This is a genomic window from Pseudomonas sp. G7(2022) (genome assembly GCF_052660475.1).
Map to the genome: position 1 here is coordinate 2,845,499 of NZ_CP109659.1, position 20,437 is coordinate 2,865,935.

Below are 20,437 nucleotides of genomic sequence, written 5' to 3' on the forward strand. Positions count from 1 at the left end.
TTTGAATTCTGCTTCATGTGACCATTGACTGAAATGGTCACTTGGATAGTATGGCTTCGCTGTCTTTCTCGATGTTGTTTTTCAGTGATCCCATAGAGTCCAGATAATGAAAAAAATAATGCTCAAGAACCCCCTCGGCCTGGCCGTTGCGCTGGTGTCCTCCAATGTGTTGGCCGGTGGTTTTGCCCTCAACGAACAAAGCATCAGCGGGATGGGGTCCGGTTTTGCCGGGCGATCTTCTTCAGCCGAAGACGCCAGTACGATCTACGGCAATCCGGCAGGCATGGCGCGGCTTAAACGAGAGCAGGTGAGCGTGGGGGCGGCGACGCTGTTCGCCAAATCGGACATCAGCCAGACACGCAGTACGTTTGGGGGAAAGGAAGACGGCGACATGGTGCCCACCACCACAGTACCGATGGGGTATTACGTCAAACCGATCGATGAACATTGGGCATTCGGTGTCGGGTTCTATGTGCCTTTCGGGCTGATCACCGACTACGGCAGTGGTTTTGCCGGACGCTATTACGCCAACAAAAGTGAAGTCACCACGCTGACCTTCCAGCCGACCATCAGCTACGCCTTTAACGAAAAGGTGTCGATCGGATTCGGGCCGACCATCAATCGTATCGGCGGAGAGATATCGGGCATGGTGCCCAATCCACTCAGCCCGGGGCGCAATGACGGCAAGCTCAAAAGCACCGGCGATGACACCGCACTGGGCTTCAATGCTGGCGTGCTGGTGCAGGCGACCGAACAGACCCGCCTGGGCCTGACGTATCACTCCAAAGTCAGTTACCACCTGGATGCCAAAACCAAGGTCACCGATGGGATCTTCAGCGTACTGGGCGTCAGCGGCCGTAGTTACGACGCATCGCTGGATGTCGACACGCCGGAGTCGGTGGACTTTTCGCTGACGCATCAATTCAACAACGACTGGACGCTTTATGTGGGCAGTACCTGGGCGCGCTGGAGCCGCTTCAAGGAGCTGACGATTGAGAACAGCGGCTTGCCGCCCTTGCTCAGCGGTCAATTGGGGACGATCAGCGAAGAGCAGAACTGGCATGACACCTGGGCTCACGCGATCGGTGCGGCCTATCAATTGAACAGCCAATGGGTGCTGCGTGGCGGGTTTTCGGTCGATCAGTCACCCGCCAACAACACCAATCGGGGGCCGCGCATTCCGACGGGCGACCGTAAGGTTGTCAGCATCGGCGCCGGCTGGACACCCGTGGACAATGTCACGATCGATCTCGCGTATTCCTATCTTTGGGAGGAAAGCGTGGAGGTCAACGACACCTCGGCAGCGAGAGGTGCCTACAGTGCCAAGTACAAGAACAGTGCCAGCGGGTTCGGAACGTCGGTCAGTTACCGCTTCTAGTTGAGCGCTATCAAGCCAAATGCGGATCGGGAGTACACGTGTCTCCCGACTCTTGAAACGATCTGGGGTTGCTGCTCAGCGCGCCGCTACAGAACCCGGCTCAACGGGTTGCCATCCTCCACCGAGCGACTTGAATACCGCCACCGCCGCACGGGCCGATTCAGTCCGCGCCTGCGCTCTGGCGTCGGAGGCCTGCAACAATGTTTCGTCGGCGTGCAGGACATCGATCAGGCTGGCGGTGCCTCTTTCATAGGCGGTGAACGAGGACTGGCGAGCTTGAGTCAGCGCCGCTTCGCCGCCGGTAAGGGTAGTGGTCTGGGCTTGCCGATTCACCAGTGAGGACAGCGCGTTCTCTACATCTTCGGTGGCGCGCAGTACCGACTGGCGATAGGCCGCCAATGCTTCAGATTCCTGACCTTTGGCCTGATCGATCTGGGCGTTGATGCGTGCGAAGTCGAATAGCCTCCAGCGCAAACCCAGCACACCCGCCGACTGGCTTGCGCCGCCGGTGAAAAGATTGCCACCGGATACGGCTGTCGCGCTGCCGAGCAAGGCGCTGAGTGAAAATTTCGGGTAGTACTCGGCAATGGCTTCACCGATGCGCGCGTTGGAGGCCGCAAGACGGCGTTCGGCCACGATCAGATCCGGTCTGCGCCGCAGCAGATCTGCCGGTGTGCCCAGCGCAGTCAACGACGGCACATCGGGAATTTCGCCCTCACGTGCCAGTTGCGTGCGGTGAGAGCCGGGAGGCGTGCCGAGCAGCACGTCCATCGCATTCATGGCTGCTTCCAGACCGCTTTGCAGTACCGGAACGGTCGCCTGGACTTGCGACAATTCACCCTCGGCCTGACGCACCTGGTACTCCGCGGCCAGGCCCTTGCCGTAAAGCAACCGGACTTTCTCCAGCAACGCGTGTCGGGTGTCGACTTGCCGGTTTGCAATATCCAGCCGTGCCTGTAATCCGCGCAGGGTGATGTAGATATCGGCCGTTTGCGCGGCGATCGCCAGCCGTGTAGCGGTGAAGCCCGCTGCTGAGGCCTGGTACTCGGCCAGTGCTGCCTCACGTCCACGGCGCAGCCCACCAAAGACATCGACTTCCCAGCCCGCCTCGAGGTTGGCCTCGTAAGAATTGCCATAACGGTCATAGCCAGGTGTTGAATTCAACACCTGGCCCAGTGGCGTCTCGACGGACTGATAAGCGCGTGCCGCCTGTGCGTTGATGTTTGCCGAGGGCAGCAGTGCTGCGTTTGCGGCTCCCAGGCCGGCCCTTGCCTGGGTGACGCGCGCCGACGCTTGTGCCAGATCCAGATTCTGCTGCAGTGCCTGGTTGATGAAGTCGGTCAGCAGCGGATCATTAAAGTTTTTCCACCAGGCGGCGAGACCGTCCGGTGTCAATCCGGATTGCGGTTCGACAGCGGGCTGCCCCAGGTAATGGTCCGAAAGCGGGGCGTCTGGACGACGGTAATCCGGACCCACCGCACAACCTGCCACGAAGCTGGCGGTAACCAAAAGAGTAATCGTACGGAGGGGAGGCATCGGCGTTCCTTAACGAGGTATGTGACCATAATACGTATTGGTCACAACGTGTCAATCAAGGGCGAGTGAACGTATTGCCTATTAAACGGGTATTTTAGGCAGGTTTGATAAAGCTGAGGCGTCGGATACTTCATGAGCAGTGACTGTTGACGATAATGGTCACAAGGTCGAGAATATGATGATCATCCTATTTCTAGTAAGGGAACCTATGCGCCGGCTCCGAATTTTCCCCATCGCCGCATGCCTGTTGCCACTCGCCCTGGTAGCGTGCGGTGATTCTTCCTCCGTAGTCGACCCGCGTACTCAAGCGCCTTTGGTCCGGGCCACCGCCGTTCAGGCAGCGGCCGACGGTTCCCGATCTTTTACGGGGGTGGTGACGGCGCGCATTCAGGGCGACCTGGGCTTTCGCGTATCGGGCAAGGTGCTTGAGCGTCTGGTTGACACGGGGCAGACCGTCAAGCGCGGTCAGCCGTTGATGCGGCTTGATCCCATCGACTTGGGGTTGCAGGCGCGCGCGCAGCAGGAGACGGTCATCGCCGCACGGGCCCGCGCCAGGCAGACAGCCGATGACGAAGCCCGCTATCGCACCCTGGTCAGCGCCGGCGCCATTTCCGCATCGGCCTACGATCAGATCAAAGCCGCCGCAGATACCGCCAAGGCGCAACTAAGCGCCGCTGAAGCTCAAGCGGACGTTGCACGCAACGCTTCCGGTTATGCGGTGCTGGTCGCCGATGCCGATGGCGTTGTGGTGGAAACACTCGCCGAACCCGGACAAGTCGTCAGCCCGGGACAACCGGTGGTTCGACTGGCGCGGGCAGGGCAACGCGAGGCCATCGTGCACTTGCCCGAGACGTTGCGTCCCGCAGCAGGATCCACCGCTCAAGCCACGCGCTACGGCGACGTTTCGGGGGCTGTTACCGCGAAACTGAGGTTGCTTTCGGATTCGGCGGACCGCACGACGCGTACGTTCGAGGCCCGCTATGTACTGGAAGGTGCGCTGGCCAATGCACCGATAGGTTCGACAGTCACTCTCAGAATAGCGGAGGGCTCGACACCTGCCGCGTCGTTGCAAGTGCCCATTGCCGCGCTTTACGACGCCGGTAAAGGCCCTGGAGTGTGGGTTATCGGCGGCACCCCGCCAACCGTGACCTGGCGACCGGTTCAGGTGCTGGGGTTGAGCGACGAATCGGCCCGAGTGGCCGGCGACCTTCGCGTTGGCGAGCAAATCGTTGCGCTGGGCGCTCACCTGTTGCGCGAAGGTGAGTCAGTAAGAATGCCTGTGCCTGATGCGGCCACCGTTGCCGGGAGTCGTCCATGAGCGAAGGACGATTCAACATTTCCGCCATCGCCGTTCGCGAGCGGGCGATTACAGTCTTTCTGATTTTCCTGATTGCCGTTGCCGGCATCCTGGCGTTCTTCCAGTTGGGGCGTGCCGAAGACCCTCCTTTTACAGTCAAGCAGTTGACCGTCATCACGGCGTGGCCGGGGGCGACCGCACAAGAGATGCAGGATCAGGTCGCAGAACCCCTGGAAAAACGCCTGCAAGAGCTCAAGTGGTACGACCGCTCGGAAACCTATACGCGGCCGGGGCTCGCTTTCACGATGGTCTCGTTGCTCGATAGCACGCCCCCTGCGCAAGTGCAGGAGGAGTTCTATCAGGCGCGTAAAAAACTCGAAGATGAAGCCATCAAGTTGCCGGCGGGCGTCATCGGGCCAATGGTCAATGATGAGTATTCGGACGTGACCTTTGCGCTGTTCGCCCTGAAAGCCAAAGGCGAGCCCCAGCGCTTGCTGGTCCGCGATGCTGAGTCGATGCGCCAGCGCCTGTTGCATGTGCCGGGGGTGAAGAAGGTCAACATCATCGGCGAACAAGCCGAACGGATATTTGTTTCGTTCTCTCATGACCGGTTGGCGACCCTGGGCTTGTCACCGCAGGACATCTTCGCCGCGCTGAACAGTCAGAACGCGCTGACCCCGTCCGGATCAATCGAAACCAGCGGGCCACAGATTTTTCTGCGTCTCGATGGTGCGTTCGACAAACTGCAGAAAATCCGCGACACCCCTGTGGTCGTGCAAGGGCGGACACTCAAGCTGTCTGATGTGGCGACGGTCGAACGCGGTTATGAAGACCCGGCCACCTTTCTGGTGCGCAATAACGGCGAAGATGCGCTGTTGCTCGGCGTAGTGATGCGCGAGGGCTGGAATGGTCTTGATCTGGGCAAGGCGCTGGAAGCCGAGACCGCAAGGATCAATGAGGAAATGCCACTGGGCATGAGCCTCTCGAAGGTCACCGACCAGGCTGTGAACATCGACTCTGCCGTCGGCGAGTTCATGGTCAAATTCTTCGTCGCGCTGCTGGTGGTCATGCTCGTCTGCTTTCTCAGCATGGGCTGGCGTGTCGGCGCGGTGGTCGCCGCCGCCGTACCTTTGACCCTGGCGATCGTGTTTGTGGTGATGGCAGCCACCGGCAAGAACTTCGACCGTATTACCCTCGGGTCGTTGATCCTGGCGCTGGGGCTGCTGGTCGATGACGCGATCATTGCCATTGAAATGATGGTGGTGAAAATGGAGGAGGGCTACGATCGCATCAAGGCGTCTGCCTATGCCTGGAGCCACACGGCGGCGCCGATGCTGTCCGGAACCCTGGTGACGGCGATCGGTTTTTTGCCGAACGGTTTCGCTCAGTCAACCGCCGGCGAATACACCAGCAACATGTTCTGGATCGTGGGCATCGCTCTCATCGCTTCGTGGGTCGTGGCCGTGGCGTTTACCCCTTATCTGGGCGTGAAACTGTTGCCGGACATCAAGGCAGTCGAAGGTGGACACGCGGCGATCTACAACACGCCGCGATACAACCGCTTCCGCCGGGTTCTGACCCGGGTCATCGCGTGCAAATGGTGGGTCGCGGGCATGGTTACCGCGCTGTTCTTCGTGGCGGCGGCGGGCATGGGGCTGGTGAAGAAACAATTCTTCCCGACCTCTGACCGTCCCGAAGTCATGATCGAGGTGCAAATGCCCTACGGCACTTCCATCGAGCAGACCAGCGCCACGGCTGCCAAAGTCGAAGCCTGGCTGCGCCAGCAAGACGAGGCAAAAATCGTCACGGCTTATATTGGCCAAGGGGCGCCGCGTTTCTTTCTGGCGATGGCGCCGGAACTGCCCGATCCGTCGTTCGCCAAGATCGTGGTGCTGACCGACAGTCAGGAGGCACGGGAAACCCTCAAATTGCGTTTTCGTGACGCGGTCGCTCAAGGGCTCGCCCCTGAGGCGCGCCTCAGGGCATCGCAGATTGTGTTTGGTCCTTATTCGCCATTTCCAGTGGCTTACCGGGTGATGGGGCCTGATCCGGCCAAGTTGCGCGTGATCGCCGAGCAGGTGCGGGGCGTGATGCAAGACAGCCCGATGATGAGAACCGTGAACACTGATTGGGGGCCGCTGACTCCGTCGTTGCATTTCAACCTGGATCAGGACCGTCTGCAGGCAGTGGGGCTGACATCGACTGCGGTTGCACAGCAATTGCAATTTCTGCTCAGCGGAGTACCGATCACGGCGGTGCGTGAAGATATTCGTTCAGTGCAGGTCATGGGGCGGGCAGCGGGGGATATACGGCTCGATCCGCAACAAATCGAAGGCTTCACTTTAGTCGGTGCGTCGGGACAGCGAATCCCCTTGTCGCAGATAGGCGAGGTCGATGTGCGCATGGAAGATCCGATCCTGCGCCGGCGTGATCGCACCCCGACCATCACCGTGCGCGGCGACATTGCCGAGGACTTGCAGCCACCGGATGTTTCCAGTGCGCTGCTGAAGCAACTGCAGCCGATCATCGAGAAGCTGCCTTCCGGTTACCGGATCGAGCAGGCGGGCGCGATCGAAGAGTCCGGCAAGGCCGGCAAGGCGATCCTGCCGTTGTTGCCGATCATGATTGCCATGACCCTGGTCATCATCATTGTGCAGGTCCGTTCGATCTCGGCGATGATCATGGTGTTCCTTACCTCGCCGTTAGGGTTGATTGGTGTGGTGCCGACACTGCTCATCTTCAGTCAGCCGTTTGGCATCAATGCGCTGGTCGGGTTGATTGCACTGTCGGGGATCCTGATGCGCAATACGCTGATTCTGATCGGTCAGATTCATCACAACGCGCAAGAAGGGCTGGATCCGTTTCACGCTGTCGTCGAAGCCACGGTGCAACGTGCACGACCGGTACTGTTGACGGCCCTGGCGGCAATCCTGGCGTTTATTCCCCTGACACACTCGGTGTTCTGGGGGACGCTGGCCTATACCCTGATTGGCGGCACGCTCGTCGGCACCATCATGACGCTGGTGTTCCTGCCCGCGATGTACTCGATCTGGTTCAAGATCCGTCCTGACCATAAGGGGCAAACTGAAAAAATAAATCCGACACAGGTATAAAAGCTTGAAATCGAGGCCCGCTTTGTCGTGCCTCTTTGCCCCCCTTACTACTCATCTTTTGACTGGTCACGGCTGGCAGGATCACTGACAGTTTTGTCGTTTATCCGAACGTGCGTATTGGCCGTGGCAGACATTCACGCTGATCCGCTTCTGGCCGTAAGCTGCCTACGGACGTCACCGAATACCCATTGTGGATGAGTTCTGAGTTTCTTGATCCAGGCTGGAACGCTGGAATGGAACGGGAGGGTTGCGGAAATAGCCGAAAAGATGTGGAAACGATCCAGAAAGGGAGGTCCAAAAAACGCGAGTTCCAGAAACGACAAAGCCCTGAATAATCAGGGCTTTGTCGTATCAAATATGGCGGAGGCGATGGGATTCGAACTCATGGACCTGTTACAGTCGACGGTTTTCAAGACCGATATGCAAAGCCAATGAAACCGGGGCCTGTAGCCGCTTTTCGTTACGATACGTTTATTTTTTGACACCTCTACAGCCCGCATTCTACAAGGGGCAGATTTTGAGTTTTGTAACGGTTTTTGGGGCTATTTCGATGGCTTGGCAATGGCGCCAATTCGTCGATAGACGCGCTCGGTAATGTCTCCTTTGGTGTGCCCCAAGAGTAGGCTCGCATCGCCGACGTCGAGGATTTCCGACGCCGCTTTCGGCCTGATGTCTCTGAACTGGAAGCCTCCGATTTTCTCAGCCAGCTGAACATCGCCTTTTTCTTCAGCTTCGTTCTTGGCCCTTTCTCTGGCGTCGTCCCATCGATCGCGAAGCATCTTCGCGGTCATCCGCTTGCCGCGTGCGCTCACGATCAAATAGCTGCAAATGTGCTGAGCATTGCGCTCAGCCATTTTCCCGATCAACAGGCCTAGACTGTTTGGCTCATCACCGTCAGTCATCTGGATACGCAGCTTTTTGTGTGTCTTGTTCTGCTGCACACCCAAGTAATTTCCCTCGACATCGTCCTTCCTCATGACCAGGACATCTGCCGGTCTTTGCCCGGTCAGATAGGCTAAGTCCATCGCGTCTTTCAGCTCTTGAGCTGCCTTCATGTAAACAGCATCCCAAACCGTATCATTTGCGTAATAGTCCCTCGGTGTTTCTTTGTTTTTTCGCACGCCTTGGCAGGGATTTTCTTTGGTCGTCAGTCCCCATTCTCGAGCAATGTTGAAAACGTGGGAGAGGGTGGCAATCTCGCGATTCGCCCGAACTTTGGCGGTCCGCGCGTCGCGGTACCCTGCGATAGTTGCTGGGGTGATTGAGTCGATGGGAGCGCTGTCGAACATCGGCCGAAGCTGCTTGATCTCCGACAAATTGTCCTTCTGCGTCCGTGCCGCTTTCTTCGATACGATGTCGCGGATATATCGGTCGAAGATGCCTTTCATAGTGCGCAGATCAAGCGGCTTTTCCTTCGCCTCCAGCTCCGCCCATTTGACCCTGGCCAAGTCCAGATCCTTGCCCAGCGGGATCGCCTTACCTGTCATATCCAGATAGTAATAGGCGATCCAAACCTTTCCGCTTTTTCGTGTTCGTGTCCACTTGTACATCCGAGGCGGCAAGCTGCGTGTGTCGGCCTTGCGGGGGCGCATATCAGTTCACTCGCGAGTAGTCTGGTGTCCATACCGGTGCAGCCGGCGGCGGGTTCGTATCGGCGATCGTAGGGCTGATCATGCCCAGCTTCATGCGGGCATACATGCGGCCCACCAGCGGACGCTTGCCACGGCTTTCGACGAACACCCACTGGCGATCAATCAGCCAGCGGCGCTGGTAGGCCCGGGCCTTGTAGCCGGTGAGTGCGGCCAGTTCCTCGTCGGAGAGAATTTCAGTTTCCATTGTGATGCTCCATGCCGCGCCTGGCGTTAGAAGTTGGTGATGGGTTATGCGGGCAACAAACCTTTCGCTTTTGCTTCTGCCCGGCACTGCTCGCGAAACTCCCGAGCCTTTTCGATTGCTTGCTGCTTTGTCGCGGCCTTCCAGGTGGGGCCGACCTGAATGAACTTGCCGCGCAGCTTCCCGCACCAGTGCTTCACGAAATCGCCGTTCTCGATCTGACAGATGGTGCCGGCCGATGCTTTCGGTGCCGTTGCGTAATCCACCAGCTTCTGGTCGTACGTTAATTCGGGCATGAGGATTCCTCGCCCGCCATACACTGGCAGGCTGTTGAGTTGGGGGAGCGATTACGGGTACTGGCGTTTTATGCGATCGGCGATGCCTTCGAGCTTTTCCGCCATGTACCGCATGTCATTGTTATCGCGGCGGGAGACGACGCCCGATCGCTTAACGTTGCGACCGTCGATGATCCAGGCTGCTAAGAGGATGATTGCGGATTCGAGCCGACGCCTAACCCAGCCGGTGTGTGGGACAACCTTCATCGCCACAGCCCCCTGCAGATCAGGGAGGCCATGTAGAGCGGGGCGAAGATCATGGCGTCACCTCGCGTCGCGCCCACCAACAGACCGGGCCATCATCAGTGTCGTGAATCGAAAGGCAGAACCAGCCTTCGCCATTTGGACGATCCGGTTCCCAATAGCCGCAGTCTGGATTTTGGGAGTCAAAGTAGCGCTCCGATATCTCGTCCGGGGCGTCTTCAATGCTGGACATCTTCACAACTAAACCCTGTTCGTCGAGCCATTTCTTGCACTTGTCGCCGTCACCCTCATCGAAAGACGGCAGATCCGGATGCCAGAACATGCCGTTTTCATCCCGCTTTACCGGCCAGTGTTTGATAAGTCCAACGCGATCGACGCGCTCAATCTCTGCAAGCAGCAGGGCTGCCGCCTTCACAAGGTCGCGGCGCCGATCTGCACTCGGCTTGAACTCTCCGACTACACGGGGCCAGGCCGTGCTCAGGCTACGCGGCTTACCGGCGAGGCTTGCATAGGTGGACGCCGCTTCGGCAAGTTCGCCATTGACGTAAAGGTCATCGCGATACAGCGAAAAGCCCTCGAGGGACACTTGGCGTTGCCGTTCGGCCATGACGTCCCGCGCTGCGCTGTTGAGGCGAATTTGGTTTTCTTCAGACATGACTTCGTCCTTGCCGCTATAGCGGCTGACTTTGAAGGGGGAGGGAGCTATCGTGTTCAGGCCTTACGTGGCCTTTCCTTGCTAAAATGGTGTTATAAATTTTTTAAGGAAGAAATCGTGGGTCGTTTTCGAACGTATTGGACAGATCAGGCGAAATGGTGGTGCAGCCGAAGCTTGGAGTGGTGGGCAGCGCACCTGACTGCGTTGTATATCGGTGGTGCGATCACCATCATGGGGGCAAAATTTGATGAGCTGATCGCGTTGAAACTGAATGAAATAGGAGATCTCGCTGCTGGCGTGTTTGGACCGGTAGCGTTCTTGTGGTTGGTCTTAGGCTACATCCAGCAAGGGCGCGAATTAAAACTAAGCTCAGCTGCTTTACAGTTACAGGCTCAAGAGCTCCAGAATTCTGTTGAACAACAGAAAGAACTTGTCGCCATCTCACGTGAGCAAGTTAAGACCGAGATTGAAAGTATTCAAAGTGCTCGCGAGCAACGGGCGAAATCAATTCGGCCGCTTTTTGTTATTTCTGGCAATGGCGGTTCTCACATGGGGTCAACTCATGAGTTAGAATTTTCTGTTCAAAATTTGGGTTCTCCAGTTACAAGTGTAAATTTCGATTTCTCTGATCAATTTGTATTTATTGGTCAGACCAGGCACTTGATGGAAAATAAAGATATTGCACGCTTTAAGTTGAACGTTGAAGGGCGCGGGGACGGAGTTGGGGATAAGCTTACGGTGACGTATCTTGATGCGGATTTCACTCCTGGAGTATGCATGTTTAACATCACGGTGTTACCAGATGATAGATATCCAGGTCTGAGGTTTGAGCAATTGTAAGCTCCATCGGACCACATCGAGAGATGTCCATCTTTTTCTGTGGACATGGGCATCCTATGCCGGGGCATGCCCGGGCGGTGGAGGGTTGTGGGATCAGGCGCTTGCGGATAGGGCCAGAATCTCGTCGCCCCCGCGCGCGAGGCCGGCGTGCAGCTCTACTTTGCTGCCAGCGAGCATCCCGGCAATGTGGGCGTTCATGTCCAGCTCGACGCCCTTTCTTTTCCGTGACTCTTTGATGTCCTGGGTGGCGAGGAATTCGCTGATCAACGCCTTGTCTTGCGCTTGAATCGCTACCAGCCCTTGCCCACTGCCGGGCTGCCCGGCTGCATCATCATCTTGAGGCACGAGCGCTTTCAGCTTCGACTGAACCTCCCAGACCCATGCCAAAGCGAAGTGATCGCCGGCAGTTTCAGCTGAATACGCACTGCGCCGAACCCCAGACCTGACTGCCGAGCAGTACTCCTTGCGCGCCTGGGTGAGCTTTCTGTGCAGCGACTCATACGCATACAGGGCGATGTTCTGAGCGGGAGCTACGCCGACGAATGTCGCGCATTCGATGACTTGCTCTTTCGAAGGGCTCCACTTCCGACGCCGCAAGGTCGTGCAGTTGAATGCATCAGCTACGGCGATGCTCAGCTGCTGATCCCATGCCGGCCGACGCTTGGCGCGGTGAAGGTCCGACTCGACTTCGCCGACGTCGCTCAACTTCACATCCATTTCGGTCAGACGGTACTCGCGCATCAGCGCCTGTGCCTGACGAAGTGCAGTCGCGGCCTCGTTCTCGTTGGCGCTCTGGGCCAGTGCCAGGCAGTGCTTGATCTTGCGTATCGCGCGCTCGAGTTTCTTTTCGTCGATCTGTTGTGCGGACATAGGAGGGCCTCGACGGTATATTGCGTGTGGGTGAATTTTTTAGGACAAGCCATGCAGCTCTTCCACTACACGGACATAAATGCAGTTAAATCGATTCTTGAAAACGAAAAGCTGTGGCTGACCGATGTGCGCTTTCTGAATGATTCAGAAGAGCTGCATAACGGTATTCACGCTCTGATTGATTATATAAAACATCAAGTTAAGACTTTTCCAGATCGCCATGAACTCCTGGGTGTTGCTGCAGAATATGTGGAGGCCGGTCTTGTCGGGAAAGCAGGTTACGGGATAGAAAATAGGCCTGTTTTTATCTGCTCATTCAGCCAGGCTGGTGATTTATTGAGTCAGTGGCGAGCGTATGGCTCCTATGCAATTGAGTTTTCATCCGAGGCTATTCCGCATGCGCTTTCGGCGTGCGTATATGACGATTTTGAAAAACTCTCTCAGGCATCAACCGTAGCACTTGCTAGCCTGATGACTATCTCTGACTCCATGCTAAAAAATGACGGCTATCTTGATAGCGACGGCTATGAGGCATTTTCTAATTTAGTTGGCTTGGCCGCGACTTTCAAACATCAAAGCTTCTCGGAAGAGCAGGAAGTAAGAATTGTTGCTGGTCATGATCTTGATCCAGAGATAGAGGACGGCTTAGAAGTGAGCTTTAGGACTCGAGGGAACATGCTAATTCCCTTCGTTGAACTTAGCGCTCCGTCTAAAAGTATTCGAGCTATTCACATTGGCCCAATGGCCGACCAGGAACTCGCATATATCTCTCTTAAGTCTTTTGTGACAAAGTTAAATCTTGATCGATTCACAAAGGATAATAATTATCTACATGATATTGATATTATCAAGTCTTCAATACCTTACAGGGCGCCTTAGCAAAAGCTGAGTCATCAGGTGAGAGCGCGCTAAAGGGAAACTTCGCCAATATCGATCCTACGGAGTTCCATTACCTCGACACTCTGGTGCCCGTCAGTGATCACTCATCAGGGCAGCTCAAGGTTGCGGAAGGTGCCGTGATAGTTGCGATAGGCGCAGAGCGCGACCTTTCGGAACGAATTGGCAGCGACTTTGCCGATTGCCATCGGGCTGCCCCCCTCCAAGTAGCGTCAACTCGAAGACGGTTACATTTGAGATGCGCTTCGCCGCCGCCCTCACAGTCCCGGGAGCAAGCTGGAAATCCTTGGCGACTTCGATCACATATTTGTAGTTGAGGGCATCGAAGATTTGTTGGTCGCGGGCGCCATTTCGCAGGCCCGCGTAGATGACTGCTTGCATGGGATGTCTCCAGTCAGGCGCCGCCCTCCGTGACCGGCGGTGGCAATTTGGTTTGGGTTGGGGTATTACAGGTGGCCGGCATGGGGCCGGATAGCCGGGGTTCTATGATTGAATTGCAGAGCAAAATCGACTCGATACTACCTGTTAGTGTTTTGGCCGCAGTGGTGTTGTTCATCGTTAAAGAAGTTGTTGAGTTTTTTAAGCGGTCCTCAGAGCGGAAAAGAAAGATATCAGCGTACAAAATTCTTCTATCTGAGGAACTCGAAAAAAACCTCTGGACATTGAATTATTTGACTAGCATTTGCCATGCTATCGGTGATGAGCATTTCACTGGTATTTCTTACAGGCGAACGTCATCCGGATCTGAACAGATTGCTGTTCATGTGGGCCGGCAGGGCGGGTATGGTCCGCTATGGAACGTGTATTCATCCATATTTGATAAGGCTGTCGTAGACTTGGCGGTAATCGATAAGAAGCTTTTTGAAAAATCAAAAATCGCCTACGAATGCCTTGCAGAGGCAAGGCATATTCGAAATTCGATTGTACGTCTCTGTGAAGATGAATCATTAAATGAATATGTTCACACGTTTCCTGAATATGCTTTGGGAATTTTAAGGGAGGCTGTAGATGCGCTCGATATTCTTTATGTTGCATGCGCTGGGAAAAAATTAGACCGCCCTAAGCTACGATCTTATGTTTGAATTTAACCATACTAATATTAGTAGGCATAATTCCTAACTAAATTCAGGAGAGTCGTGCGGTTGCTGGATGCATCGAGTAGGGTGTGTGTTCCTATTTGACTGAGCTACGCTCCAGGCTCAACTTCACGAAAGGATTTCGCGATGGTCATTCGTAACGCTGAAAATCACGCCAAGATTGCTGCCGAAATCGGCTGGAGCGCTGCAGATGTTGCCCAGTTCATTGTGCACATTGATCCGATGGCGAATGGGCAAGGATATCTTTTGTTCCCGCATCAAAATTTTTGGGAAAATGCTCTGCCCAAACCACTTCGCTTAGGTAATGATTGGGTAATTAAAACAGGGCCAATTGACCTCGAGCATGGCTAATCTAGCCATGCCGGGTTAGCGATTTCGTCTTCCAACTCAGGCGGATCATCGGCAAGCGACTTCATTTCGGCTGCCTCGATCAGTCGCGACACCTTTTCGGTTATGACAAAAGGTGTCGTGACACATCGCAGCATCTTGGCCTGAGTCTCGAAGTCGGCAGCGATCAGGTTCATCAGCAGCAGTGGTAAACCTCCTGCCGGTTGTTAATGCCGTGCGCTGCCATGACCCGCTTGAGGTCAGGCTTGAACACCCCGGCCACTTCAACCGTAAACTTCTCGACGCCCAACGCAGCGTCCCTTGCTGCTGCCTTCTCGCGCTTCCTGCGCTGCTTCTTGGCTTCCTCCGTCAATTCCTTTTCCTCGGCCATGGCCTACCTCTTCAATTCCGCTGGCCGGCAAGTCCAGCCAGGTCTGTCGGCGGCGTGTCGTCGCCCGGTTACTGATGCGTTTTATGAGTCGAACTTGAATCCGTTCTCGCTGGCGATCAGCGCAACCCGCTTGACGTGCATGTGCAGTGTCTTGGCCGTCTCGCTGATGGTCTTGCCGGCTTCGGCCAGTTCGCGAACCTTCGGCGCGATCTTGTTGCGCTCGACTCGCAGACGGTCGTGATGCGGTGTGGATGCCAGCTTTGGATCACCAGTGACTCCGCTGGGGATTTGCTGGGCCTTGCCGCCGGCGCCAAAGAACTGATCGAGCTGCTCGTTCAGGCTTGCGACGATGCAGTCGCGGGGGTTGGGTTGGGGTACGCCGATCACTGCTGACCTCCTGCTGGCCGGTTGGCTTTTTCTTCGAACTGAATCGCCATGTCGAGCGCCGCTTTGTAGGTCCAGCGAAACGCCGCGGTCTTGCCGGTTGAGAGGTTGACGACATGGAAGGCCTTGCCGACCACCCTCACCTGGAAGCGCACCTTCTTCTCCGGCATCACCAGGCCTGCGAGTCGTGCAAACGTCTCGCGTGCTGCCTGGGTACGAATCATCAGGACGCGCAGAACATCGACGCGCTGTTGCATCAGAGGGTGCATTTCGGCCTGAGCAATTGCTGTTGCGTGCTTCATGGTTGATTACCTGTCGGTTGTCATCCCAAGCAGCCCTCGCGAGAAGGCTGCTCAGTGATGCTGTCCGTCCTATTACCGCCGGAAAGGGCGGGGCGCATTGCATGCCGGGTCACTCACACGGTTAAGGCGTTTCACCATCGAGCAGCCGTCCAGGTTGTTCCTGTCGTTGGCAGGCTTTCGGGCCTGTCTGCTCGCCGGTCGCCGGTAGAGGCAATACGGTCTGTTATTTGTTGCGCGGTTTGTTAAAGAGCATTGGAATTTTCGTCCTGCCTGTTGCACTAGTGTTCGAGGTACAAGTCGGCTTGCATAAATAAAAGCATGCTTGTCATTTGAATGCAAGCAAGCTTGTGCTAATTTTTTGTACTGTATGCATATACAGTATTCGTTTGGAGGGCAGCATGGCGAAAGGGAATGAAGGTTCGGCTAACGGAGTACGTCAAGAGGCGAGAGGACTAGAGAGGCTAGGAATTCGAGTTTCCGAAATGATCAACCACCCCATCGCCCAGCTTCAGCGATGGGTGACCATCCATCGCCTGGATACTGACGGAGATCGCGAGTGGGAGGAGGTAATGAGGTTGATATTGGAAACCGACGGCATCGACATGACGTTCAACGACGATGAATCGGTGACATTGAATTGGGAGGCGAACGCCGTGGAAAATCGGCCAGTGGCGGTTACAGAAGAACTTGAGGAGCTGGCTCCTTTCTGATCAGGCAATAAAAAGCCCGCTGATGGCGGGCTTTGAATTTTTTAGCGGGCCTCAGCTATTACCTATCCGACGTGGGTGGCTGAATCTCGCTAAGCGAGTAATCTTGAGACTTGCCATGGTCATTCCGCACGGTTTGAAGTGCGTATTGGAGTTTTTCCATTTGCGAACGCGTACGTTTTTTAAACGCATCGTTTGCTTCTGTATCTTTCAGATGTTCTTTACAGATTTTGATCGACGCTTTGAGTGCTGCTATTTTACGAGTTAGCTCTGGGGGGTCATCTGCTCTTATATAAATTTTAAGTAGCCAGATTGAAACGAAGGGGCTGAGTATCCCTGTAAGTGCCATTAAACCTTGTTTCGCTTCCACTGTGGTTATGATCGGCGTCAAAACCAATGCCAGTGCATTGAGGAGGCTAGTGGCTAAAGCCATGAACATATTGTTTTTCACAGGCTGCCCCCTAAAGATTCCGCTTGCTTTTGTGTGAGCCTGATTAGTCGTTTTTTTCTGATGATCGACTGCTTCAGTAAATAACTCTCAACCTCGTCGTCTTCTGAAATGTATTGGATTAGCATATCTCTCGGAAAAAGAAGATATGAAAAGTGTCTAGTTATTTTTCGGACATAAATGAATATCAGCGGAAAGCCAGAGATCAAGATGATCCATCCGAGCGCCTGTAATATTAAATCATAAGTCCACATAGGCTGACCTCGGAGGGCTAGTTAACTTCGCCGTAAACTTTAACTATAGCATAAGTCGTCCTTGTGCCACTAAGGTCAACGATCTCTTTTTTCTCTATTTTCACCATGTAGAATTTATCTTTAAGGAATGCCTCCTCGTTATCGGCGACCTTCAACATGAATTCTTCGTCTTGGATAGTTACAGTAGCCTCAAAGCCATCCTTGCTTGCGATACTCCAGCCGCGTTTACCTTTGAAATTCAGTTTTGTGAACTGTATGTTTTTTCTAAAGCTATCTACGTTTACTTTTTCGGTCAGGTCAGCTTTTATAGGTTTAAAATTGACTATTTCAGCTTCTTGTAAAGTGGTAATGCTACCTTGAGCCCTGAAAGAAACCTTTGGGCTGTCTTTACCTTGCAATGGACCTTGGATAACCTTGTGAAGCGCCTGACGGATCTCTTTACTTGAAACTAGCTGTGCCACATCGCTTGACGTTTCGATTTCTTTTCCATCGACGGTGATGACAGCTGTCTTCTTTCTCGCATTAATAACGACTTTTTCAATTTTTTTATCTTTTATGCGATCGATTATTCCGATTGCCGATGCGCTAGCTGCAACAGCCGCGCCGCCGATTATGCCTATGGATTTTAATACAGTATTAGTTGTAAGAGGGTCTGCAAATATAGAGTAAATAATCTCTAGGGACCCTTTTTTTGCGGGTGCTACTACACTCAGATTTGCTTCGGAAGAGCCGTTGCTCACAATTTTTGCCGATTTTGTAATTAGTTCGTCCATGCCAAGGATGGCGCTTCCTAAGTCCTTAGCACTTATTTGGTGATGAGCTAACTGACCCTTAGCGTCGTAGGATATTGTAAATTCTGTGACTACTTTATCGTCCATCGGATGCCCCTAGTTTGCCTCAAGTCGGAGCTCGCTACCATGTAAACATCCATGTCACTAGTCCCCATTAATATTAGCTTTCACGATACTGTTAGGAAGTTAGAATCCCGTTGAGAGATTCAAACTAAGTTAGCGTTCCAAACGAGAAGCACGCGCGCCTGGATGAAAGTCAAGTCACGTCTGATCATTCGATCCTTGTGCCTGGTGTTATCGGAAATCATTTCGAAGTGATCCTCATCGGCGACTTGCAGCCGTTTGATGTAAATGTGGTCATCCCACGAAAACAGGTAGATCCCATCACCAACGAATTCCCGAATGCTGACGTCGACGATCAGCGGATCGCGGTGTTTGATCGTCGGCTCCATCGACTGACCCCAGCCGGTCACCATCTTAAGGTGGAAGTGCTCAGCAAATTCAACCCCGAGCTCGCGTAAGTGCTTGGGGCTGACTCGGACGTCTTGGAATGTTTCCGGAAAGTCGTGAGCGATCTGGCCACCACCCATTGCTGCGCGGATGTCGTAATGCGCAATCCACACCTCGTCACCGACTAGGCCGGGACGAGAAAAGTCCCCGGTAACCACATTCGTTGACTTCGACTCTATTGCGGTTTCTTCAACTGCATCAGCTATGCGTTGGCGGGCGTCTTCAGACAGCCCGTTGCCATGTTTCGCGAGCATCTGCCTGACGAGGTCGGCGGATGATTTGCTATCGACCTTCGATGGAACCATATCTTTCCGACTTGGAGGCTCCCCCTTGCCGGACAGAAGCCAGTCCACTGTGGTGTCGTAACCCTCAGCAATAGCAATTAGGTTTTCATTCTTGATGTTGCCTGTGTCGCCTGCAAACCACTGACGAACAGCCTCATAGCTCACACCGCAGGTGCTAGCTATATCCCTTTTGAAGCCACGCGCTCCAACTTCCGGCTTTCGCGAAAGTACGAGCTTCGTAATCCGATCAGTAATTTTCATGCGAGCAATCTACAAGTTAGCTTGCCAAGCATGCTTGCTTAGTAAACACAAGCATGCTTGAATTGGCGTGCACCTAAAGGAGTCAGCCATGAACCGTGCCGACGCAATCAATCATTTTAAAGGGATTGCCCCTTTGGCCAAAGCGCTCGGAATTACATACGAGGCAGTCAGGCAATGGGGTGATGAAATTCCCGAGCTTCGTCAGTACCAGCTTGAACTGGTAACGAATGGCCAATTGAAGGCCGACAAAAAGCATTCGGCAGCATAAATCATCCTGGTGTTGATCTCTTGAACGAATGATCGCCGAGCCACTGCCAGACATCCACGGAAACAAATTTGAGGTTTTACGAATGGAGGATTTCTTGAGGGCTTGCCACACCACCGTCAAGGAAAGTGGGGCAGAGGAGTTGGCCGGGAAGATGTGCATGGCACACGTGAGCTTGCTCCAGCGCTCGAACCCGGACAACGCGGCGCATCACCTGACCATTGAACATCTTTTCGGGATTTTGCTGCACACCGGCGATATGCGCCCACTGATAGCGCTCGCTGATCAATTCGGTTTTGACCTAGTGGCTCGTGAGAAGCCGGCTGCCAAGCCGTTGATGGCTGCGCTGGGCCTCCTGTCCGCCGAGTGCGGCGATGTTGGTCGATTGATTTTCGATGCGGCGGCGGACAACCACATCAGCCAGCACGAAAAAGCCCAGGGCGAGAAAGCAATCCTTGAGGCAATCGATGCGCTGCAGGTTCTGCGCGAATCGCTGAAGGTGGCCTGAATCTCAGGCACAAGTGTCAGTTTCTGAGCGAGGAGAGAGCAATGATTGAAAAGACCACTACATATTCAAGGCCGACCCTTTCGGTACGCGAGAGAGAGATTGCGATTGAGGCTATCGGTCGCCAAGTAACGGGCTCGCCACGCGCGATGGCCTCGGATCTGCTCGCTGCCATCGCCGTACTCGATGGAGAACATATCCCGGTGGTGATTTGGTCGGGAGACTTTATTACTTATCAGGCGAAAGCTGCCTGGCATCAACAACAGGCGGCTGACTGGCAGGACCAAGCAAACCGCCAACGACAGCTTATTGATTCAAGGACTTCAAGTGAGGCGCAAAGTCATCCTTCAGAGCCCCTCTCTGCTGAACCAGCTCCAGAACCGGGTCTTCTTCTTCGCCTTCCAGCACTAGATCAATCAATTCCTGCTGAAGAAGAAAAAGAAAATCCTCTTCCGCTTCTAGAGCACGAACCTGAGCAAGAGTCCAGTGATGCTTGTTAAGCACAGCGAGCCGCAATGCATCTGTGTGCGACAAGGGACCCCAAGGGCATTTTGGGTCGGTCGCGATTCGTTCGGCGAGGCAGTAAAGCTTGAAACTTTGAAAAGCCTGCCGAAAGTGCTGGCCGTAGTTGTTCATTCCTTGCCATCGGGTTTCTGGCTTTTCACGCAGAACGTTTTCGAATCGCTCTACCAAATCCCACCAGATGGAGTGGTAGTTGAGTGTTTTCAGCTTCATATGTCCGGTCTCCTTGGACCTTTTCGTGTGGAAAAAAAAGCTACCACGGATGCACTGGACACCCATAACGCCTGAATCGCAGGCACAAAAAAGCCGGGCTGCAACCCGGCTCTTTCAAAACGATAAAACACTTGAAGGGACATTATGAACACGAACGTCACCCCCGGCAATCCCCCCATTCCTGCGACACGTTTTGGTCAATCGCAAAAAGTGTCGCG

25 protein-coding genes and 1 pseudogene are annotated in these 20,437 nt (G+C 54.6%); 12 read left to right on the forward strand and 14 right to left on the reverse strand.

The genetic code is table 11. The features are described from left to right. Positions 1 to 106: 106 nt before the first annotated feature. Positions 107 to 1,378, forward strand: coding sequence for an OmpP1/FadL family transporter (locus NE357_RS12810; protein WP_169430166.1), 1,272 nt, complete (start codon positions 107 to 109; stop codon positions 1,376 to 1,378). A gap of 75 nt (positions 1,379 to 1,453) precedes the next feature. On the opposite strand, the gene NE357_RS12815 is transcribed toward NE357_RS12810, so the two are convergent. Then, a complete protein-coding gene (locus tag NE357_RS12815; RefSeq protein ID WP_169430167.1) occupies positions 1,454 to 2,914 on the reverse strand; it encodes an efflux transporter outer membrane subunit in 1,461 nt (486 codons plus the stop codon). Positions 2,915 to 3,122: 208 nt separating this feature from the next. On the opposite strand from NE357_RS12815, the gene NE357_RS12820 reads away from it, so the two are divergent. Together NE357_RS12820 and NE357_RS12825 are read left to right on the forward strand one after the other, a co-directional pair. Continuing rightward, complete coding sequence (locus tag NE357_RS12820; protein ID WP_169430168.1) at positions 3,123 to 4,232, forward strand: efflux RND transporter periplasmic adaptor subunit; 1,110 nt, start codon at positions 3,123 to 3,125, stop codon at positions 4,230 to 4,232. Beyond that, positions 4,229 to 7,324, forward strand: coding sequence for an efflux RND transporter permease subunit (locus NE357_RS12825; protein ID WP_169430169.1), 3,096 nt, complete (start codon positions 4,229 to 4,231; stop codon positions 7,322 to 7,324). Before NE357_RS12820 ends, NE357_RS12825 begins: the two co-directional genes overlap by 4 nt. Positions 7,325 to 7,866: 542 nt before the next feature. Here the strand turns inward: NE357_RS12825 and NE357_RS12830 are convergent. From NE357_RS12830 to NE357_RS12850, 5 genes are read right to left on the reverse strand one after another with little or no spacing between them, the layout of a single operon-like run. After that, complete coding sequence (locus NE357_RS12830; protein WP_169430170.1) at positions 7,867 to 8,916, reverse strand: tyrosine-type recombinase/integrase; 1,050 nt, start codon at positions 8,914 to 8,916, stop codon at positions 7,867 to 7,869. A 1-nt stretch (position 8,917) separates the two neighbouring features. Beyond that, on the reverse strand, positions 8,918 to 9,160 hold the full coding sequence (locus NE357_RS12835) for a DUF4224 domain-containing protein (protein ID WP_169430171.1): 243 nt from the start codon (positions 9,158 to 9,160) through the stop codon (positions 8,918 to 8,920). Between the two features lie 44 nt (positions 9,161 to 9,204). Then, positions 9,205 to 9,453 (reverse strand): hypothetical protein, encoded by a 249-nt coding sequence (locus NE357_RS12840; RefSeq protein ID WP_127928178.1) that lies wholly within the window; start codon positions 9,451 to 9,453, stop codon positions 9,205 to 9,207. A gap of 51 nt (positions 9,454 to 9,504) precedes the next feature. Next, positions 9,505 to 9,699: a hypothetical protein gene (locus tag NE357_RS12845; RefSeq protein WP_249122239.1), complete on the reverse strand. Its 195-nt coding sequence runs from the start codon at positions 9,697 to 9,699 to the stop codon at positions 9,505 to 9,507. A gap of 49 nt (positions 9,700 to 9,748) precedes the next feature. Beyond that, the gene (locus NE357_RS12850; RefSeq protein WP_169432629.1) at positions 9,749 to 10,018 is read right to left on the reverse strand and encodes a hypothetical protein; all 270 of its coding nucleotides are present in this window, start codon (positions 10,016 to 10,018) and stop codon (positions 9,749 to 9,751) included. A gap of 450 nt (positions 10,019 to 10,468) precedes the next feature. Between NE357_RS12850 and NE357_RS12855 the strand changes: the two genes are divergently transcribed. Further along, complete coding sequence (locus tag NE357_RS12855; RefSeq protein ID WP_169430172.1) at positions 10,469 to 11,191, forward strand: hypothetical protein; 723 nt, start codon at positions 10,469 to 10,471, stop codon at positions 11,189 to 11,191. A gap of 93 nt (positions 11,192 to 11,284) precedes the next feature. On the opposite strand, the gene NE357_RS12860 is transcribed toward NE357_RS12855, so the two are convergent. After that, a complete protein-coding gene (locus tag NE357_RS12860; RefSeq protein ID WP_169430173.1) occupies positions 11,285 to 12,061 on the reverse strand; it encodes a DUF2786 domain-containing protein in 777 nt (258 codons plus the stop codon). Positions 12,062 to 12,112: 51 nt separating this feature from the next. On the opposite strand from NE357_RS12860, the gene NE357_RS12865 reads away from it, so the two are divergent. Next, positions 12,113 to 12,940, forward strand: coding sequence for a DUF2971 domain-containing protein (locus NE357_RS12865; protein ID WP_169430174.1), 828 nt, complete (start codon positions 12,113 to 12,115; stop codon positions 12,938 to 12,940). A 117-nt stretch (positions 12,941 to 13,057) separates the two neighbouring features. Here the strand turns inward: NE357_RS12865 and NE357_RS12870 are convergent, their stop codons facing one another. Continuing rightward, on the reverse strand, positions 13,058 to 13,339 hold the full coding sequence (locus NE357_RS12870; protein ID WP_169430175.1) for a hypothetical protein: 282 nt from the start codon (positions 13,337 to 13,339) through the stop codon (positions 13,058 to 13,060). Between the two features lie 29 nt (positions 13,340 to 13,368). On the opposite strand from NE357_RS12870, the gene NE357_RS12875 reads away from it, so the two are divergent. Together NE357_RS12875 and NE357_RS12880 are read left to right on the forward strand one after the other, a co-directional pair. Next, the gene (locus NE357_RS12875; RefSeq protein WP_169430176.1) at positions 13,369 to 14,040 is read left to right on the forward strand and encodes a hypothetical protein; all 672 of its coding nucleotides are present in this window, start codon (positions 13,369 to 13,371) and stop codon (positions 14,038 to 14,040) included. A gap of 141 nt (positions 14,041 to 14,181) precedes the next feature. Beyond that, positions 14,182 to 14,406: a hypothetical protein gene (locus NE357_RS12880; RefSeq protein ID WP_169430177.1), complete on the forward strand. Its 225-nt coding sequence runs from the start codon at positions 14,182 to 14,184 to the stop codon at positions 14,404 to 14,406. Here NE357_RS12880 and NE357_RS12885 read toward each other — a convergent pair. The 3 genes and pseudogenes from NE357_RS12885 to NE357_RS12895 form a co-directional block, all read right to left on the reverse strand. Continuing rightward, positions 14,403 to 14,773, reverse strand: a pseudogene (locus NE357_RS12885) (hypothetical protein). The gene NE357_RS12880 and the pseudogene NE357_RS12885 overlap by 4 nt on opposite strands. An 81-nt stretch (positions 14,774 to 14,854) precedes the next feature. Then, a complete protein-coding gene (locus NE357_RS12890; protein ID WP_169430178.1) occupies positions 14,855 to 15,160 on the reverse strand; it encodes a hypothetical protein in 306 nt (101 codons plus the stop codon). Next, complete coding sequence (locus NE357_RS12895; protein ID WP_249314418.1) at positions 15,157 to 15,459, reverse strand: hypothetical protein; 303 nt, start codon at positions 15,457 to 15,459, stop codon at positions 15,157 to 15,159. Before NE357_RS12895 ends, NE357_RS12890 begins: the two co-directional genes overlap by 4 nt. A gap of 398 nt (positions 15,460 to 15,857) precedes the next feature. Between NE357_RS12895 and NE357_RS12900 the strand changes: the two genes are divergently transcribed. Further along, entirely contained in the window at positions 15,858 to 16,169 is a 312-nt protein-coding gene (locus NE357_RS12900; RefSeq protein WP_169430179.1) for a DUF1654 domain-containing protein, read from the forward strand. Positions 16,170 to 16,227: 58 nt separating this feature from the next. On the opposite strand, the gene NE357_RS12905 is transcribed toward NE357_RS12900, so the two are convergent. From NE357_RS12905 to NE357_RS12915, 3 genes are all read right to left on the reverse strand, one after another. After that, complete coding sequence (locus tag NE357_RS12905; RefSeq protein WP_169430180.1) at positions 16,228 to 16,617, reverse strand: hypothetical protein; 390 nt, start codon at positions 16,615 to 16,617, stop codon at positions 16,228 to 16,230. A 268-nt stretch (positions 16,618 to 16,885) separates the two neighbouring features. After that, complete coding sequence (locus tag NE357_RS12910; protein ID WP_169430181.1) at positions 16,886 to 17,746, reverse strand: hypothetical protein; 861 nt, start codon at positions 17,744 to 17,746, stop codon at positions 16,886 to 16,888. 119 nt (positions 17,747 to 17,865) lie between these two features. Beyond that, positions 17,866 to 18,714: a S24 family peptidase gene (locus NE357_RS12915; RefSeq protein WP_150775393.1), complete on the reverse strand. Its 849-nt coding sequence runs from the start codon at positions 18,712 to 18,714 to the stop codon at positions 17,866 to 17,868. Between the two features lie 88 nt (positions 18,715 to 18,802). On the opposite strand from NE357_RS12915, the gene NE357_RS12920 reads away from it, so the two are divergent. The 4 genes from NE357_RS12920 to NE357_RS12935 all read left to right on the forward strand — a co-directional run bounded on the left by NE357_RS12920 (position 18,803) and on the right by NE357_RS12935 (position 20,294). Further along, the gene (locus NE357_RS12920) at positions 18,803 to 18,982 is read left to right on the forward strand and encodes a Cro/CI family transcriptional regulator (RefSeq protein ID WP_169430182.1); all 180 of its coding nucleotides are present in this window, start codon (positions 18,803 to 18,805) and stop codon (positions 18,980 to 18,982) included. Positions 18,983 to 19,064: 82 nt separating this feature from the next. Next, entirely contained in the window at positions 19,065 to 19,487 is a 423-nt protein-coding gene (locus tag NE357_RS12925; RefSeq protein ID WP_169430183.1) for a phage regulatory CII family protein, read from the forward strand. A gap of 41 nt (positions 19,488 to 19,528) precedes the next feature. Further along, a complete protein-coding gene (locus tag NE357_RS12930) occupies positions 19,529 to 19,984 on the forward strand; it encodes a hypothetical protein (RefSeq protein ID WP_169430184.1) in 456 nt (151 codons plus the stop codon). Then, positions 19,974 to 20,294, forward strand: coding sequence for a hypothetical protein (locus NE357_RS12935; protein ID WP_169430185.1), 321 nt, complete (start codon positions 19,974 to 19,976; stop codon positions 20,292 to 20,294). Before NE357_RS12930 ends, NE357_RS12935 begins: the two co-directional genes overlap by 11 nt. Positions 20,295 to 20,437 lie beyond the last annotated feature (143 nt).

Coding starts and splice junctions, on each gene's coding strand:
- NE357_RS12810 (WP_169430166.1), top strand. CDS start 107: ATGAAAAAAATAATGCTCAAGAACCCCCTCGGCCTGGCCGTTGCGCTG.
- NE357_RS12815 (WP_169430167.1), bottom strand. CDS start 2,914: ATGCCTCCCCTCCGTACGATTACTCTTTTGGTTACCGCCAGCTTCGTG.
- NE357_RS12820 (WP_169430168.1), top strand. CDS start 3,123: ATGCGCCGGCTCCGAATTTTCCCCATCGCCGCATGCCTGTTGCCACTC.
- NE357_RS12825 (WP_169430169.1), top strand. CDS start 4,229: ATGAGCGAAGGACGATTCAACATTTCCGCCATCGCCGTTCGCGAGCGG.
- NE357_RS12830 (WP_169430170.1), bottom strand. CDS start 8,916: ATGCGCCCCCGCAAGGCCGACACACGCAGCTTGCCGCCTCGGATGTAC.
- NE357_RS12835 (WP_169430171.1), bottom strand. CDS start 9,160: ATGGAAACTGAAATTCTCTCCGACGAGGAACTGGCCGCACTCACCGGC.
- NE357_RS12840 (WP_127928178.1), bottom strand. CDS start 9,453: ATGCCCGAATTAACGTACGACCAGAAGCTGGTGGATTACGCAACGGCA.
- NE357_RS12845 (WP_249122239.1), bottom strand. CDS start 9,699: ATGAAGGTTGTCCCACACACCGGCTGGGTTAGGCGTCGGCTCGAATCC.
- NE357_RS12850 (WP_169432629.1), bottom strand. CDS start 10,018: ATGTTCTGGCATCCGGATCTGCCGTCTTTCGATGAGGGTGACGGCGAC.
- NE357_RS12860 (WP_169430173.1), bottom strand. CDS start 12,061: ATGTCCGCACAACAGATCGACGAAAAGAAACTCGAGCGCGCGATACGC.
- NE357_RS12865 (WP_169430174.1), top strand. CDS start 12,113: ATGCAGCTCTTCCACTACACGGACATAAATGCAGTTAAATCGATTCTT.
- NE357_RS12870 (WP_169430175.1), bottom strand. CDS start 13,339: ATGCAAGCAGTCATCTACGCGGGCCTGCGAAATGGCGCCCGCGACCAA.
- NE357_RS12880 (WP_169430177.1), top strand. CDS start 14,182: ATGGTCATTCGTAACGCTGAAAATCACGCCAAGATTGCTGCCGAAATC.
- NE357_RS12895 (WP_249314418.1), bottom strand. CDS start 15,459: ATGAAGCACGCAACAGCAATTGCTCAGGCCGAAATGCACCCTCTGATG.
- NE357_RS12900 (WP_169430179.1), top strand. CDS start 15,858: ATGGCGAAAGGGAATGAAGGTTCGGCTAACGGAGTACGTCAAGAGGCG.
- NE357_RS12910 (WP_169430181.1), bottom strand. CDS start 17,746: ATGGACGATAAAGTAGTCACAGAATTTACAATATCCTACGACGCTAAG.
- NE357_RS12915 (WP_150775393.1), bottom strand. CDS start 18,714: ATGAAAATTACTGATCGGATTACGAAGCTCGTACTTTCGCGAAAGCCG.
- NE357_RS12920 (WP_169430182.1), top strand. CDS start 18,803: ATGAACCGTGCCGACGCAATCAATCATTTTAAAGGGATTGCCCCTTTG.
- NE357_RS12925 (WP_169430183.1), top strand. CDS start 19,065: ATGGAGGATTTCTTGAGGGCTTGCCACACCACCGTCAAGGAAAGTGGG.
- NE357_RS12930 (WP_169430184.1), top strand. CDS start 19,529: ATGATTGAAAAGACCACTACATATTCAAGGCCGACCCTTTCGGTACGC.
- NE357_RS12935 (WP_169430185.1), top strand. CDS start 19,974: ATGCTTGTTAAGCACAGCGAGCCGCAATGCATCTGTGTGCGACAAGGG.